The sequence below is a fragment of the Streptomyces sp. NPDC088733 genome, assembly GCF_044751185.1.
GTDB lineage: Bacteria > Actinomycetota > Actinomycetes > Streptomycetales > Streptomycetaceae > Actinacidiphila.
Genome location: NZ_JBIVLH010000026.1, coordinates 23,185 through 38,411, shown reverse-complemented (window position 1 = coordinate 38,411; position 15,227 = coordinate 23,185). Strand labels below are relative to the sequence as shown.

Genomic DNA, 15,227 nt, shown 5'->3' with positions numbered 1-15,227 from the left:
GTTGCGGACGGATTCAGCGTAACGTGTTTGTGACGGCAGTCAACGGTACGCGATACGGGAGGTGCCCTGTGGCATCGTTCGCGCTCGACCCGGAACAGCTCAAGTGGTGTGCGCAGGTGCGCGAATGGGCCGCGGAACGGCTGCGGCCGCTCGCGGAGGCGGGTGAACCGGGCCGTGTCAACCGGCCGCTGCTCACCGCGCTCGGCGAACTCGGCCTGCTCGACCGCCTGTTCTCCGGCACCGCACTCGACCTGTGCCTGCTGCGGGAGTCCCTGGCCCGCGAGTGCACCGAGGCCGAGACCGCGCTCGCGCTGCAGGGCCTGGGCGCGCACGCCCTGCTGGGGTCACCGGACCTGGCCGGACGCTGGATCCCGCGCGTCGTCTCCGGGGAGGCGGTCGCCGCGTTCGCCCTCACCGAACCCGGTGCCGGTTCGGACGCCGCCGCCCTGGAACTCGCCGCGGAACCCGCCCCGTCGGGCGGCGGCTGGCGGCTCACCGGTGAGAAGTGCTGGATCTCCAACGCCCCCGACGCCGACCTGTACACCGTGTTCGCCCGGACGACCCCCGGCGCGGGCGCCCGTGGTGTCACCGCCTTCGCCGTGCCCGCCGACCGCCCCGGACTCGGGGGGGAACGGCTCGACATGCTCTCCCCGCACCCGATCGGCCGGGTGTCCTTCGACGCCGTCCCGGTCGCCGAGGCGGACGTGATCGGCGAGGTGGACCGCGGCTTCCGCGTCGCCATGACCACCCTCAACCGCTTCCGGCCGAGCGTCGGGGCCTTCGCCGTGGGCATGGCCCAGGCCGCCCTGGACGCGGCCACCGCGCACGCCGCGTCGCGTACCGCCTTCGGCGCCCCGCTGAAGGACCTCCAGTCGGTCTCCCACGGCCTCGCCGAGATGGCCACCCGCACCGAGGCCGCCCGCCTGCTGGTGTACGCGGCCGCCGAGGCGTACGACGCGGGCTCGCCCGGCACGGCGCGCAGCTCCGCCATGGCCAAGCTGTTCGCCACCGAGACCGCCCAGTTCGCCGTGGACACCGCCGTCCAGATCCACGGCGCCCGCGCGCTGGAGCGCGGCCATCTGCTCGAACACCTCTACCGCGAGGTCCGCGCACCGCGGATCTACGAAGGTGCCACCGAAGTCCAGCGGTCGATCATCGCCAAGGAGCTCTTCGCATGACCCTGCAGCGCGTCAACCCGCCCGAACTCTCGCCGCCCACCGGCTTCAGCCACGCCGTGACCGCCACCGGCCGCACCCTGGTGCTCCTCGCGGGGCAGACCGCACTCGACGCCTCCGGGAAGATCGTCGGGGACACCCTCCCGGAACAGTTCGAGCGGGCCCTGTCCAATCTCCTCACCGCGCTGCGCGCGGCCGGCGGCACACCCGCCGACCTCGCCCGCCTCACCGTCCACACCACCGACGTCGCCGCCTACCGGGCGCACGCGCCCGAACTCGGCCGCCTCTGGCGGGACCTGGCGGGCCGGGAGTACCCCGCCATGGCCGTCATCGGCATCACCCGGCTGTGGGACGAGGAGGCCATGGTCGAACTCGACGGCCTCGCGATGCTGCCCTAGAGACGGTCGTGCCGCCGGCGCAGCGGCCTGCCCCGGCGCGCGAGGGCGCCTTCACCGGCACCAGGACCGCCCACCACCCCATCGCCCCGGGCGGTGGGAGGAACGCCTGCGGCACGGCGAGGCCGAAGACCAGGACCGTGGATGCCAGGTCCACGAGGTCGTCGCGGGCCGTCGTGCCCGGTGGCGCAGGCGGCCCGCCGAGCCACGGCCGCCTGCGCGCACCGCCGCCGTAAGGGCCGGTTGCGCCCCCACGGCGGCCGCGACCGTGCCGGAGCGGATCGCGACGGACGCCGGCCGGTCGGCGTACGCGGCCCGGAGCGTCGTGGGGAACGGCATCCGTGCGGCCAGTGCCTGTCCGAGGAGGCTGACGGGCGGCGCCGTGCCGTCGATCTCCCGTACGCCCGGGAAGGTCCGGCGATGCCCCTGCCGCACGGCCGTGATGACCGCGAAACCCAGAACGCAGGCCCGGAGACGGGGCGCCAGGTGGCTCGACGCCTGGTGGCAGCCGGCATCACCGAGCCCGTGAGGGAGCGTGAGGTCCAGCGCCGGCGGGGTCGTGGCCATGGCGCAGACCTCGTCCGACAACGCCAGGAGCCGGTCCGGCCGGGCGCTGTCCACGGCCTCACGACAAGTCGATCTCCGCACGCCTGCGCCGCAGGAAGTCCTGCTCGGCGGCGTTCCCGGTGCGTTCGATCGCCGTCTCGTACGCCCGCGCGGCCTCGGTGTCGCGGCCCAGGCGCCGGAGCAGGTCGGCGCGGACGGCGTGCAGGACGGAGTAGCCGTCGAGCGCCAGGCCGTCCACGAGGGCGAGCGCGGCCGCCGGGCCGTCCACCTCGGCGACGGCGACGGCGCGGTTGAGCGCGACGACCGGGCCGGGGGCGACCGCCATGAGCTGGTCGTACAGGGCCAGGACCTGCGCCCAGTCGGTTGCCGCGGCCGTCGGGGCGTCGCTGTGCACGGCGTTGATCGCGGCCTGGATCTGGTACGGGCCCGGTTGTCCGCGGCGCAGGCACTGGCGGACGAGGGCCTGCCCCTCGGCGACCAGCGCGCGGTCCCAGCGGGCGCGGTCCTGCTCGCCGAGGGGGACCAGACGTCCGTCGGCGGCGGTGCGGGCGGGCCGGCGCGCCTCGGTGAGCAGCATCAGCGCCAGCAGTCCCAGCACCTCCGGCTCGTCGGGCATGAGCTCGGCGAGCAGCCGTCCCAGCCGCAGTGCCTCCGCGCACAGGTCGGCACGCGTCAGATCGTCGCCGGAGCTCGCCCGGTAGCCCTCGTTGAAGATCAGGTAGACCACCGCGAGCACCGGCCGGAGCCGTTCGGGGAGGTCGGCCTCGGCGGGGATCCGGTACGGGATGCGGGCGTCGCGGATCTTGCCCTTGGCCCGTACCAGGCGCTGCGCCATGGTCGGCTCGGGGACGAGGAAGGCCCGGGCGATCTCCGCTGTGGTGAGCCCGCCCAGCAGCCGCAAGGTGAGGGCGACCTGCGCGGCGGGGGCCAGGGCGGGGTGGCAGCAGGTGAAGACCAGGCGGAGCCGGTCGTCGCGCACGGGGCCCTCCTCGGCCGGTTCGTCGCGGTCGTGCAGCAGCGCGGCCTCGGCGTGCCGGTCCTCCCGGGTCGCCTCGCGGCGCAGCCGGTCGACGGCGCGGTTGCGCGCGGTGGTGATGATCCATCCCGCCGGGCTCGGCGGCATCCCCGAGGACGGCCAGTGCCGCAGGGCCGTCGCGAACGCGTCCTGGACCGCCTCCTCGGCGATGTCGATGTCGCCGAAGCGGCGGACCAGGACAGCCACCGCGCGCCCGTACTCCGCGCGGAAGACGCGTTCGACCTCGTCGGAGGGCGCCGGCATGCCGCTCGTCAGTCCCCGGCCCCGTCGGCCCCTGCGGCTCCGTCGGGGGTTCCGGCGAACGGCCGCACCTCGATGGGCAGCGTGGTCGCGCGGGCGAGGTCGCGGCCCCAGGCCAGCGCGGCGTCCAGATCGGGCGCGTTGACGATGGTGAAGCCGCCGAGGTACTCCTTGCCCTCCAGGAAGGGCCCGTCGGTCGTCAGCACCTCGCCCTCCTTCAGCCGTACGACGGTCGCCGTGCCGGGCGCGTTCAGGCCGCCGGAGAAGACCCAGGCGCCGGCGGCCCGCATACGGGCGTTCAGGGCGTCGAGGTCGCGCATGATCCCTTCCAGGACCTCCGGCGGGGGAGGGGTGCCCTCCGGCTGGTAGACGCTGAGCAGGTACTGCTTCATGGCTGTTTCCCCTCGGGTCGGCGTGGTCGGGACGGCCGGCCGCCGGTCTCGTGCCGGTGTCCCACCCTCTGTACGAACGGGCCCGGCCCGGATCGACACCCGCCGCCGGGCGTTCTCCGCGCGGGGCGCCGCCGCGGCCCGCGCTCCCCTCCTCCCCGGTCCCGGGCGCGCCGATGCCCCGCCGGTCGGCCGAACGGGGGACGGGCGGGGCATCGGGGGTGCGGCGTCAGCGCCGCGGGGCGGACACCTCGTCGCGGAGCCTGGACAGGACCTGCGCCGCCTGGGCGAGACCGGCGGCCTCGCAGCGGGCGATGGCGGTGCCGAGCCGGGCGAGGGCCGCGGCGGGCGACTTCAGGCCGTTGGCCTCGATGAGCGCCGCGACGCGGACCGCCTCGGCGCGCGGCGACTCTCCGGCCGGCCCGCCCTCCTCATGGGCGGTGACGGCCCGCTCCATCTCGGCGAGTGCCTCGGGGAAGCGCTCGGCGGCGGCGAGGGCGCGGCCCCGCTGGTAGTGCGTGGCGCCCTTCTCGTACCAGAGGGCGACGTCCTCGCTGCCCTCGTCCACGGCCGCCAGCAGCTCGTCGGCCTCGCGCAGGAAGCCGAGCGCCGTGTCGATCCCGTCCGGACCCTCGGACGCCATGGTGTGCGCGGCGAACTGCCGCATCATGTCGGCGACCATGGGCGGGTGGGGCGCCTTGCCGTGCGAGGCGACGGCCCGGTCGTACGCGGTCCGGGCCGCGTCCGGACGGCCGGCGTCCAGCAGCGCGACCGCGGCCTCGGCGGCGGCGAGGGTGTGCGTGAACTGCTCCTCCCACGGCGCGACCAGGTCGGCCAGGAGCAGGAACTGCTCGGCGGCGGAGCGGTGTTCCTCCAGCTCCCGCAGCCCGCGGCCCAGGCTCAGCCGGGCCTGGGCGAGCACGCGCTCGTCGGCGTCGGCGGGCACGTCGCCGGTGACCAAGGACTCCAGCACGGCCACCGCGTCCGCCTGCCGGTCGGCGCGGGCGAGGACGTCGGCGAGCTCCACCCGCACCTCGACGGCACCGGCGGCATCGTTCTCGCGGTCCAGCCGGGAGGCGCCCTCGGACAGGTGGCGTACCGCCCCCGCCAGGTCGCCGGCGTGCGCGAGGGCATGACCGAGCATCGCGTGGGTGCGCGCCACCGGGAAAGCGGTGTCGCCGTGCGCGGCCGCCGAGGCAAGCGCCCTGCGCAGCTGCTCCACGGCCTCGTCGGGGCGGTGCTGCTGCATCAGGATCTGGCCGAGCAGCCCGTGCGGGCGCTGCGCGCGCCAGGGCGTCCCGGCGCTCTCGATGGCCTCCAGCGCGGCACGCAACTCCCGCTCCGCGCCGTCGAAGTCCCCGGAGCGCGCCGTGAAGTCGCCGACGTACAGCCGGACGTTGATGGCACGCTGCGGCACCCCGAGCCGTTCCGCCTCCGCGACGGCCTCCCGCGCGGCGGCCCGGAAGCGGGACTCCGTCTCCGCGGGGACGTCCGGCAGTGCCGCGGTGGCCTCGGTGTACGCCAGGAAGGCCCGGCACTGCAGCACGACGCAGTACGACCGCCGGTCGTCCTCGGAGCCGTCCTGCGGCAGTTCGCGGGCGCGCGCCAGGACGGCGTCCAGCTCCGTCCAGCCCTCGGCGCTCTCCTCCCCGGGCGTGACCCCGACCGAGGCGCGCCGTGCCCGGGCGGCCAGGGCCCGCCATTCGGCGCCGGCGCGGCCGAACAGCTCCACGGCCTCGGTCAGCGCCTCGCGGATCACGGGCCGGTCCGGGCCCTCGGCCAGGTCCGAGGCCGAGAACGCGCGCTGCTCGGCCAGTTCGCCCCGCAGCACCTCCTCCGGGCCCAGCCGCGGGTCGTGCGCGTGGTCCGCGGCCTCGACGCGCTCGGCGATCGCCTGCCAGAGCCGCTCGTCGCCGGGACGCGCCTGCGCGGCGTGCGCGCGGGCCCGCTCCACGAGTTCCGCGAAGTCCTCGGGGATCTCCTCCACCGGCGCCGCCGCCGGACGCGGCGGGAGGACGGGAGCGTCCGCGGTGGACGGCACCGCGGCCGTGCGCAGTCCCAGCTCCAGCGGCTCGGCGAGCAGCGGCCGTGCGGCGAGCCGGGCCCGCCGCCGGTCGCCCACCGCGGTGGTGCCGTTGCGGTCGTCGAAGGCCGCGGTCAGCGCGTCCGCCTCGGTCCCGACGTGGGCGAGCAGTGTCCGCGCCGTCCAGGTGCGGCCGAGCGGCCCGGACACCGGGACGGCGGAGTGGCCGTCCTCGGTCAGCCGCCGCAGCAGGACCTGCACCCCGGTGAGGAAGCCGAGCAGCGACAGGGGCGCGCCGGTGGTCTCGAACAGCGGGCGGTTCTCCGCGAGGATCTCCAGGGCGCGGCCCTCGTTGCCCGACAGCGCGCAGAACTCCAGGTGCAGCCCCACCTCCTCCGCCATGCCGATCCGGCCCCTCGCCCGCCGGTAGCCCGACAGGTGGTACGAGCGGGCCTCGTCGGTGCGTCCGAGGCGCAGCAGCGGCAGCAGGGCGTGTGCCTGGCTGACCCAGGGCTCCTCCTCGCAGCTCTGGCCGCCGTCGAGCACGGGCCGCCAGGTCTCCAGCGCCCGGGCGTCGTCGCCCGGGACGAGGTGGTGCAGGGCACGGTGCCGGGTCTCGCACGCCTCGCAGTCGCTCAGGGACTCGCGCCGCCGGGTGGCCCACAGGTCGAAGGCGTGCTCGCGGTCCGCCCCGGTGTGGGCGGCGACCCGGTGGCGCATGGCGGCGACGGGCTGCAGGCCCTGCTCCGCGTCGCGGTAGCGGTCGCGCATCCGGTCGATCCAGCCGGTGACCGTGGACAGCGGCACCTCGGGCACCTGGAGCAGTGAGGTCGCCACCCACTTGTGGCGCCACAGGACCTGGCGGGCCTCCCATTCGCTGAAGGAGCCGGGCTCGTCGTCCCACAGCTTCAGCACGCGGGCGAAGACGACCGGCGACTTGCGGTGCTCGGCGGCGTACTCGTACGCCGACATCAGCTCCAGCAGCGCGGTGACGAGGGCGCCCTTGTCGTCGAACTGCTCCGCGGCCTCGACCAGTTCCTCGGCGGTCACGGTGCGGGGCAGTCCGTAGGGCCGCTCGTTGTTCTCGCGCAGGGCCTCGAACACGGCCTCGGGGGTTTCCAGCATCACAGCTCCTTGGCGTCCGGGCCGGGCGCGGGGGTGTCCTGGTCGTGCATGGCGTGGGTGAGCAGGCCGATGAACGCCCGGTTGAGCAGGGCGCTCTCGGAGGCCTTCAGCGGACGGCGGGTGAGCAGCAGGGCCTGCCCGTACAGGGCCTCGGCGGTGGTGACGGCCAGCCCGCGTTCGGTGACGGTGGCGGCCCGGCGCACCAGCGGGTTGAGGTGGTTGAGCACGAGCTGCGCCCGGGGCGCCTCGGTCCTGAGCGAGCCCAGGATGTCCGCCCACAGCCCGTCGGTGGCGTCGGCGAGTCCGGCCCGGGTGCGTTCGTGGCGTGCCTCGCGGTTGTCCAGGAGCAGCGCGGGCGCGGTGACGGGCTGGAAGGCCCGCAGCACCACGTCGCAGTCGTACGTCCCGACGACCTCGCGGGCGACCGCGAGGAAGGCCGCGGCGGCGAGTTCGGCCGCGGTGTCGACGGGGTCGAGATGGGCGGTCACCGTCGCGGGGTCCAGGTCGGTGACGGCGGTGCCGGGACGGATCTCCGGCAGCCGGTGCACCAGGTCCCGGTCGTAGGTGTAACCGCCGTTGACCACGCCGAGGCCGGCCGCCGCCGCGATGGGCGCCACCTGCCGGAACTCGTCGACGCTGCGGGTGACCAGCACCGTCGGGTGGGTGCGCGCGAACTCCTCCAGCGTGACGTTGCCGTCGGTCGTCTCGAAGGGCAGCCAGGGCAGCAGCATCCGCAGCAGGTCGTCGTCGTAGCGGGCGAGCGCCTTGACCGCGAGGTGGTGGCTGTCGATGAAGCGGGCGAGCAGCGCCGGGTCGCTGGCGGCGAGCCCGGTCAGCCAGTCGCGGATGCGCGCGCCCAGCGCGTCGCGGACCGCGGCCAGCGTCTCGTCCTCGTACAGGGACTCGCGGGACGCCGTCGGGCGCAGGCTGGTGACGTCCACCACGCAGCGGACGAAGAAGGCCCACTCCGGCAGGAGTTCGGACGCCTGGTCCGACAGGAGCATGCCCTTGAGGTGCACCCGGTGCCCGGCGCGCTCCGACGGGTTGACGGCGGTGGGCAGGACGTACGCGACACCGCGCAGCCCGGCGACGGGCAGGTCGAGGTCGATGGTGTCCAGCGGCGTGAAGCCGAAGGTGGTGCGGCAGTGCTCGGCCAGCGCCTCGGTGCGGGCCAGCGGCGAGCCGTGGCGGCGCTCCCAGGGCGGGGTGTCGTTGACCCGGGTGGTCCCCCCGCGCGGGTCGACCACGGTGACCTCGTGCCGGAGCATGCTGCCGTAGTGCCGGGCGAGCGAGGTCACCCGGTCCGGCTGCGTCCACTCGGTGCCGTCCGCGCGGGGCGTCAGCGTCACGCGGGTGCCGGGCTCGGGCATCGCGTCGGCGGGCAGGGTGCGGATGGTGTAGCTGCCGTCGGAGCGACCGCGCCATTCGACGGCCGGGGCGCCGGGGGTGGCGGCGTGGCGGCTGAGCACGGTGATCTCGTCGGCCACGACGAAGCAGGCGAGCAGGCCGATGCCGAACTGCCCGATGAAGTCGCCGCGGGCGGCCTCCAGTTCGCCGTCGGCGGCGCGCTTGGAGCTGCGCCCGATCGTGGCGAGGAAGGTGTGCACGTCGGTCTCGCTCAGGCCGACACCGGTGTCGGTGACGGTCAGCGAGTCGCCCGTCCGCACGGTGATCCGGGCCGGGGCGCCGGGCTGGAGCGCCTGCCGCGCGGTGATCGCGTCGACGGCGTTCTGCAGCAGTTCGCGCAGGTAGACGCGGGGGCTGGAGTAGAGGTGGTGGGACAGCAGGTCGACCAGGCCGCGAAGGTCGACCTGGAACGTGTGGGCCGTCTGGGACGGAACGTGGGACTGGGACACCTGGATGGCCTTCTGGATCGGCGCGCGGACGACGTCTGCCGCCCGGCACGGCGCGGTGGGCGGAGTGCGGTGGCGGGGATCAGCGGCGTCCGGCGCCGGAGCGCAGGGCGCGGTAGGGCGCCCGCGGGTCTGCCCCGTTGAGGTACTGCCACGGGAAGCGGGTGACGAGGCCGCCCGTCGCGGCGAAGGCCGCGGCGGCCGCCTGCTTGTCCCCGTTCAGGGCGAACGCCATGGCGAAGGCGTTCCAGCACTCGGGCGCCTCGATCCGGCCGGCGAAGCCGGGGTGGCGGACCGACCGGTCGGCGGCCTCGTGGAGCTCCCGGCGCACGCGGTCCTGGGTGATGTAGGTGCCGTCGGGACCGCTGTCGAGGTGCACCCAGTGCTCCAGGTGCGCGACGGCCACGAGCATGCCGAGGGGACCGCCCTCCGGACCGCTCTCCATGGACTGCCGGGCGAAGGCGTGCATCTCCTCGTGCGAGCCGCCCCACTTGGCGCACACCTGCTGCAATTGCTGCTGGTGCGCCCCCAGATGGCCGGGGTCCCGGCGTACGGAGGCCTCGAAGCGCCGCCGCGCGACGTCCTGGCCGACCTCCAGCCCCCGCCCGCACATCTGGAGGAAGTACCAGGGCGAGGCCCAGCCGGGTTCGCGTTCGGCCGCCCGGTAGAGCAGCTCCTCCGCGATCTCCAGGCGTTCGTGGAAGATGCGGAACTGCTCGCGGGAGACGTGCGAGGCGCTCGCCCCCGTGCGGGCGTCCCAGGCCCACTGCACGGCGCGGGCCCCCGCCACCAGCAGGGCCAGTCCCGAGTCCCCCTCGGCCTCGACGACCTTCGGCATCCACTGCTCGTAGCCGGCGACGTCGCTCGCCGCCCGCAGCAGCCAGCTGCGCTCCCAGTCGTCCGTGACGGCCGACAACTGCTCCCGCATCGCGGGCCAGTCGGCCGCGGCGGCGGACGCGAGCAGCCGCCCGAGCCCCGGGTTCCCGTGGGCCGGGTCCAGCCGGGCCTGCGGGCGCGGCCCCCACCGCTTCAACGAGAACGCGGACGTGCGTTCCGGAATCCCCTCCACCGTTCCCGTGGCGGGTTGCTGACGGACCGATCTCATGAAGAACCCCCTCCTGGCCTGGCCTTTCCCCCTGGGCCATGATCCGGTGACCGCAGCATGCCTATCACGACGGCCGGACAGAGGGCCAAGGGGTTCCGGCCCTTCCGGCACGAGGCCGTGCGCTGCCGCGCCGCGTCACGGCGTGAGCGCCCTGATGCGGGCGTCCACCCGCGTCCGGAGCGATCCGATCCCGCACCGGATCCGTCAACTCACCGGACCCATCGCGAAGTCACTGATCAAGGGGGTCGCGGACAGGATCACCCGCCGGATCCGGCACGAACAGGCGCATCCGGTAGGTGGTCGGGTACACCAAGCGCCCGCAGAACTGGTCGATCCGTATCACCGCATCGCTGTCGAACCGCTGCTCCCCGGCCCGCAGCGCACGGCGGAAGTCGTGCCATTCCGACTCGTCCTGGGTCTCGAAGACCACTTCCCAGTGGCCCGCGCCCAGAGCATCGCGAGCGGCGGTACGCCGCATCTCGTCCCGCTGTTTCCGTTTCCTCTTCCGCTGTCCCGGCACGGGCCCAGCATCACTGCCGAGCCGGACGACGACAAGGTCGTTCCGCGCACCACGGAGATGCCGCCGCCCCCCGCCACGCCCCGCTCACAGCGGGTCGGACAGGGGGCGGCGGCATGGGTCCGTCAGATGTCGCGGAACGTCTCGATCTGCGCGCCGATCGAGTTGAGCCGCTCCGCCAGTTCCTCGTAGCCGCGGTTGATGACGTACACGTTCCGCAGGACCGACGTGCCCTCGGCCGCGAGCATCGCCAGCAGCGTGACCACGGCGGGCCGCAGCGCGGGCGGGCACATCATCTCGGCGCTGCGCCAGCGGGTCGGGCCCTCGACGAGGACGCGGTGCGGGTCCAGGAGCTTGACGTTGGCGCCGAGGCGGGTCAGCTCGGTGAGGTAGATGGCGCGGTTGTCGTAGACCCAGTCGTGGATGAGGGTCGAGCCCTGCGCGGTCGCGGCGATCGCCGCGAAGAAGGGCACGTTGTCGATGTTGAGGCCCGGGAAGGGCATCGGGTGGATCTTGTCGATGGGGGAGCGCAGCTTGGAGGGGCGCACCGTGAGGTCGATCAGCCGGGTGCGGCCGTTGTCGGCCTTGTACTCGGCCGTACGCTCGTGGTCCAGGCCCATCTCCTCCAGGACGGCGAGCTCGATCTCCAGGAACTCCACCGGCACGCGGCGGATCGTGAGCTCGGACTCGGTGACCACGGCCGCGGCGAGCAGGCTCATCGCCTCGACCGGGTCCTCCGAGGGCGCGTAGTCGACGTCCCGGTCGATGTGGGCGACGCCGTGCACGGTCAGTGTGGTGGTGCCGATGCCGTCGACCCGCACCCCCAGCTCCTCCAGGTAGAAGCACAGGTCCTGGACCATGTAGTTGGAGCTGGCGTTGCGGATGACGGTGACGCCGTTGTGCCGCGCGGCGGCCAGCAGCGCGTTCTCGGTGACGGTGTCGCCGCGCTCGGTCAGCACGATGGGCCGTCCGGGGGTCACCGCGGGGGTGACCCGCGCGTGGTACATGCCGCTGGTGGCGGTGACGTCCAGGCCGAAGTGGCGCAGGGCCGTCATGTGCGGCTGCACGGTGCGGGTGCCGAGGTCGCAGCCGCCCGCGTACGGGATGCGGAAGAGGTCGGTGCGGTGCATCAGGGGGCCGAGGAACATGATGACGCTGCGGGTGCGCCGCGCGGCCTCCATGTCCATGGAGTCCAGCTCCAGCGCGGCCGGGGGGACGATCTCCAGGTCGTTGCCGTCGTTGATCCAGCGGGTGCGCACCCCGATGCTGTTCAGCACCTCCAGGATGCGGTAGACCTCCTCGATCCGCGCGACGCGGCGCAGAGTGGTCCGCCCGGAGTTCAGCAGCGTGGCGCACAGCAGTGCCACGCACGCGTTCTTGCTCGTCTTGACGTCGATGGCGCCGGACAGCCGGCGCCCGCCGACGACGCGCAGGTGCATCGGGCCCGCGTACCCGAGGGAGACGATCTCGCTGTCGAGCGCTTCACCGATTCGGGCGATCATCTCAAGGCTGATGTTCTGGTTTCCGCGTTCAATACGGTTCACCGCGCTCTGGCTGGTGCCGAGCGCCTCCGCCAGCTGCGATTGTGTCCAGCCCCGGTGCTGGCGGGCGTCACGGATGAGTTTGCCGATACGTGCGAGGTAGTCGTCTCCCATGGGGCGAGGGTATCTCACATATGAGATGGCAACCCGCGTTCCAGGTCCAGTAGGTACCTCTTGCGGCCCAGTCCGCCCCCGTAACCGGTCAGGCTTCCGGAGGCGCCGATGACCCGGTGGCAGGGCACGACGATGCTGATCGGGTTCCGCCCGTTGGCGAGTCCCACGGCGCGAGAGGAGCCGGGGTTGCCCAGCTCGGCGGCGAGTGTGCCGTACGTCATGACGCTGCCGTACGGGATCTCCCGCAGGGCCGCCCAGACGCGCTGCTGGAACGGGGTGCCGCGCATCGCCAGGGGCAGGTCGAAGTCGGTCAACTCGCCCGCGAAGTAGGCCTCCAGTTGCTCGGTCACCGGTGCGAAAGGGGCCTCCGCGGGGTCGCGGCGCTCGCCGAAGGTCTCGGCCGGCGGCTGGTGCCGGTGCTCGGTCATGTAGAGACCGGACAGGACGCCGTCGGTCGCGACCAGGGTCAGCGGTCCGACCGGGCTGTCGGTCAGGGCGTGTGTGCAAAGGGACATGACGCTTGCTCAGTTCTCGTCGTCGGGAAGGAAGTTGATTGGGTGGTCACCGGTGGCCCACAGGTACTGCACGGCATAGGCCCGCCAGGGCCGCCATGCGGCGGAGCGCCGGACCAGGGCGGCGGGGGTTGTCGGAAGTCCCAGGGAATCCGCCGCGAGCCGTACACCCAAATCGGTGGGGAGGAAGGCGTCGGGGTCGCCGAGCGCGCGCATCGCGACGGCCTCGACCGACCATGGGCCAAAGCCCGGGAGGGCGGCCAGCTGTGCGCGTGCCTTGTCCCAGTCGCTGCCGACGTCCAGGTCGAGCCCGCCGCCGGTGAGCGCGTCCACCAGGCCGGTCAGCGCGGTCCGTCGTGCCCGCGGCATGGCCAGCTGCTCGGGGTCCAGCGAGGCCAGCTCCCAGGGCGACGGGAAGAGGTGGGTGAGGCCGCCGCCGGGGTCGGCCACCGGCTCGCCGTGCGCCGTCACCAGGCGCCCGGCCAGGGTGTGCGCGGCGGCCGTGGACACCTGCTGCCCGAGGACCACGCGCACCGCGAACTCCGCGCCGTCCACCGTGCGCGGCACCCGGCGGCCCGGGCTCCCGTCGACATGGGGGGCGAGCAGCGGGTCCTCGCGGAGCAGCCCGTCGACCGCGACGGGGTCGGCGTCCAGGTCCAGCAGCCACCGGCAGCGGCTGATGGCGTGCGACAGGTCGCGCCAGTCGGTGAGCGACAGCCGGCACCCGATGTGGCCGGCCTCCGGCCGCAGGGCCACGATCCCGTGCCCGTACGGCAGGCGCAGCGTGCGCCGGTACGCGCCGTCCCGCCACTCCTCCACCCCGGGCACCGCGGTCGCGGCCAGGTGCCCGAAGAGATTGCCCGGGGTGAGCGGGGTGCGGTAGGGCAGGCGCAGCGACAGCGTTCCCGATACGTCGGACGGCGGGCCGGACCCCCGGCCGCGGCCGCGCCCGGCCGCCCGTGCGCGCAGCTCGGTCGGCGTGAGGGCGAAGACCTCGCGCACGGTGTCGTTGAAGGTGCGGATGCTGGAGAAGCCGGCGGCGAAGGCGACGTCGCCCATCGGCAGCGCCGAGGTCTCGATGAGCAGCCGGGCGGTCTGCGCCCGCTGCGCCCGGGCCAGTGCCAGCGGCCCCGCGCCGAGCTCGGCGAGCAGCTGCCGTTCCACCTGGCGGGTGCTGTAGCCCAGCCGGCCCGCGAGGCCCGGGACGCCGTCGCGGTCCACGACCCCGTCGGCGATCAGCCGCATCGCGCGGGCGACCAGGTCGGCCCGCTCGTTCCACTGCGGCGAGCCGGGACTGGCGTCCGGGCGGCACCGCTTGCAGGCCCGGAACCCGGCCTGCTGCGCGGCGGCGGCGCTGGGGTAGAAGGTCATGTTCTCCGGCTTCGGCGGGTGCACCGGGCAGCCGGGACGGCAGTAGATACCGGTGGTCAGCACCGCGGTGAAGAACCACCCGTCGAAACGGGAGTCCTTCGACTGCACGGCGCGCACACAGCGCTCGAAGTCCTCATGCACATCACCCAGCATCCGTGCGCCCGGGGCCGAAGGCTAGCGAGATTCCGACATCGAGGGGGCGGGACGTCCATGTCGGAAATCCGCCGGACGGGCACCCCGCGCGCCTGATGGACTGCCCTGCGTGAATCCCGAACTCAAGGCCAAGGCCGAACTGTTCCGCTCGCTCCATGTCCCGGGCCGCCCCCTGCTGCTGGCCAACGCGTGGGACGCCGCGAGCGCCCGCGTCGCCGAGCGCGCGGGCGCCGCCGCCGTCGCCACCACTAGCTCCGGCGTCTCCTGGACGCTCGGCACCGCCGACGGCGACCATGTCGAGCCGTCCCTCGCGCTGGCCCTCACCGCCCGGGTCGCGGCGGCCGTCGCGGTCCCCGTGAGCGCGGACATCGAGGGCGGCTACGCGGCCGACCCCGAGGGCGTCGCCGGCACGGTGCGCGCGGTCCTCGCGGCGGGCGCCGTCGGCGTCAACATCGAGGACTCGTACGACGGCGGCCCGCGGCCGCTGCGCGACCCGGCCGACCAGGCCGCCCGCATCGCCGCCGCGCGCGGCGCCGCCGACGAGGCCGGGGTGCCGCTCTTCGTCCACGCGCGCACCGACACCTTTCTGCGCGGGCCCGGCGACATCGCCGAGACGCTGGAGAGGGCCGCCGCCTACCTGGCCGCCGGCGCCGACGGGATCTTCGTCCCCGGCGTCACCGACCCGGCGCTCGTCGCCGAGCTCGCGGCGGGTATCGACGCGCCCCTCGGCGTCCTCGCCGGCCCGGGCGCGCCCCCTGTCGCGGACCTCGCCGCTGCCGGTGCCGCCCGGGTGAGCCTGGGCAGCGCGGTCGCGGAGGCCGCCTACGCGCTCGTCGACCGGGCGGCCCGCGAGCTGCTGACGACGGGCACCTACGCCGGCCTCGCGGGCGGCATCCCCTGGGGCGAGCTCAACGCCCTGATGCTCCCGGAGGGCTGAGCGGAGGTACGGCCGGGCCCCGGGCCCGGTGGGCCGCGTGCGGTCACGAAGTGCCTGATCAGCGACCGGGAGTGAGTGCGCGCACCGGGCGGACGCCGCGTCGTCCGCCCGGTCGCGCCGGGTGAACGGGGAATGAGAACGCGCTCTTTCGACCAGGTTACGCCATCACCCTTG

13 protein-coding genes are annotated in these 15,227 nt (G+C 74.5%); 3 read left to right on the top strand and 10 right to left on the bottom strand.

What is annotated here, in order from left to right; genetic code table 11:
• Positions 1-68: 68 nt before the first annotated feature.
• Both ACIP64_RS33760 and ACIP64_RS33755 read left to right on the top strand, forming a co-directional pair.
• Positions 69-1,178, top strand: coding sequence for an acyl-CoA dehydrogenase family protein (locus ACIP64_RS33760; protein ID WP_401594411.1), 1,110 nt, complete (start codon positions 69-71; stop codon positions 1,176-1,178).
• Complete coding sequence (locus tag ACIP64_RS33755; protein WP_401594409.1) at positions 1,175-1,573, top strand: RidA family protein; 399 nt, start codon at positions 1,175-1,177, stop codon at positions 1,571-1,573. The genes ACIP64_RS33760 and ACIP64_RS33755 overlap by 4 nt, the downstream gene beginning before the upstream one ends.
• Positions 1,574-1,624: 51 nt before the next feature.
• Here ACIP64_RS33755 and ACIP64_RS33750 read toward each other — a convergent pair whose 3' ends face one another.
• From ACIP64_RS33750 to ACIP64_RS33705, 10 genes are all read right to left on the bottom strand, one after another.
• Positions 1,625-2,137, bottom strand: a complete 513-nt coding sequence (locus tag ACIP64_RS33750) for a hypothetical protein (protein WP_401594598.1) — start codon at positions 2,135-2,137, stop codon at positions 1,625-1,627.
• Positions 2,138-2,195: 58 nt separating this feature from the next.
• On the bottom strand, positions 2,196-3,416 hold the full coding sequence (locus ACIP64_RS33745) for an RNA polymerase sigma factor (protein WP_401594407.1): 1,221 nt from the start codon (positions 3,414-3,416) through the stop codon (positions 2,196-2,198).
• 8 nt (positions 3,417-3,424) lie between these two features.
• Positions 3,425-3,805, bottom strand: coding sequence for a YciI family protein (locus ACIP64_RS33740; protein WP_401594404.1), 381 nt, complete (start codon positions 3,803-3,805; stop codon positions 3,425-3,427).
• A gap of 226 nt (positions 3,806-4,031) precedes the next feature.
• Positions 4,032-6,950 carry a hypothetical protein gene (locus tag ACIP64_RS33735; protein WP_401594402.1) on the bottom strand — a complete coding sequence of 973 codons (2,919 nt, stop codon included), beginning with the start codon at positions 6,948-6,950 and terminating at the stop codon, positions 4,032-4,034.
• Positions 6,950-8,806, bottom strand: coding sequence for an HSP90 family protein (locus ACIP64_RS33730; RefSeq protein WP_401594400.1), 1,857 nt, complete (start codon positions 8,804-8,806; stop codon positions 6,950-6,952). The genes ACIP64_RS33735 and ACIP64_RS33730 overlap by 1 nt, the downstream gene beginning before the upstream one ends.
• Positions 8,807-8,885: 79 nt before the next feature.
• A complete protein-coding gene (locus ACIP64_RS33725) occupies positions 8,886-9,908 on the bottom strand; it encodes a hypothetical protein (protein ID WP_401594398.1) in 1,023 nt (340 codons plus the stop codon).
• Between the two features lie 229 nt (positions 9,909-10,137).
• The gene (locus ACIP64_RS33720) at positions 10,138-10,386 is read right to left on the bottom strand and encodes a hypothetical protein (protein WP_401594396.1); all 249 of its coding nucleotides are present in this window, start codon (positions 10,384-10,386) and stop codon (positions 10,138-10,140) included.
• 164 nt (positions 10,387-10,550) lie between these two features.
• Positions 10,551-12,080: a helix-turn-helix domain-containing protein gene (locus ACIP64_RS33715; protein WP_401594394.1), complete on the bottom strand. Its 1,530-nt coding sequence runs from the start codon at positions 12,078-12,080 to the stop codon at positions 10,551-10,553.
• A gap of 14 nt (positions 12,081-12,094) precedes the next feature.
• The gene (locus ACIP64_RS33710) at positions 12,095-12,595 is read right to left on the bottom strand and encodes a methylated-DNA--[protein]-cysteine S-methyltransferase (protein ID WP_401594391.1); all 501 of its coding nucleotides are present in this window, start codon (positions 12,593-12,595) and stop codon (positions 12,095-12,097) included.
• A gap of 9 nt (positions 12,596-12,604) precedes the next feature.
• Complete coding sequence (locus ACIP64_RS33705) at positions 12,605-14,104, bottom strand: AlkA N-terminal domain-containing protein (RefSeq protein ID WP_401594389.1); 1,500 nt, start codon at positions 14,102-14,104, stop codon at positions 12,605-12,607.
• 121 nt (positions 14,105-14,225) lie between these two features.
• On the opposite strand from ACIP64_RS33705, the gene ACIP64_RS33700 reads away from it, so the two are divergent.
• Positions 14,226-15,053 carry an isocitrate lyase/phosphoenolpyruvate mutase family protein gene (locus ACIP64_RS33700; RefSeq protein WP_401594386.1) on the top strand — a complete coding sequence of 276 codons (828 nt, stop codon included), beginning with the start codon at positions 14,226-14,228 and terminating at the stop codon, positions 15,051-15,053.
• The last annotated feature ends 174 nt before the right edge of the window (positions 15,054-15,227 follow it).

Excerpts from the sequence above, each read along its gene's own strand:
- ACIP64_RS33725 (WP_401594398.1), bottom strand. The coding sequence starts at position 9,908 with ATGAGATCGGTCCGTCAGCAACCCGCCACGGGAACGGTGGAGGGGATT.
- ACIP64_RS33745 (WP_401594407.1), bottom strand. The coding sequence starts at position 3,416 with ATGCCGGCGCCCTCCGACGAGGTCGAACGCGTCTTCCGCGCGGAGTAC.
- ACIP64_RS33715 (WP_401594394.1), bottom strand. The coding sequence starts at position 12,080 with ATGGGAGACGACTACCTCGCACGTATCGGCAAACTCATCCGTGACGCC.
- ACIP64_RS33740 (WP_401594404.1), bottom strand. The coding sequence starts at position 3,805 with ATGAAGCAGTACCTGCTCAGCGTCTACCAGCCGGAGGGCACCCCTCCC.
- ACIP64_RS33755 (WP_401594409.1), top strand. The coding sequence starts at position 1,175 with ATGACCCTGCAGCGCGTCAACCCGCCCGAACTCTCGCCGCCCACCGGC.
- ACIP64_RS33720 (WP_401594396.1), bottom strand. The coding sequence starts at position 10,386 with ATGCGGCGTACCGCCGCTCGCGATGCTCTGGGCGCGGGCCACTGGGAA.
- ACIP64_RS33735 (WP_401594402.1), bottom strand. The coding sequence starts at position 6,950 with ATGCTGGAAACCCCCGAGGCCGTGTTCGAGGCCCTGCGCGAGAACAAC.
- ACIP64_RS33710 (WP_401594391.1), bottom strand. The coding sequence starts at position 12,595 with ATGTCCCTTTGCACACACGCCCTGACCGACAGCCCGGTCGGACCGCTG.
- ACIP64_RS33750 (WP_401594598.1), bottom strand. The coding sequence starts at position 2,137 with ATGGCCACGACCCCGCCGGCGCTGGACCTCACGCTCCCTCACGGGCTC.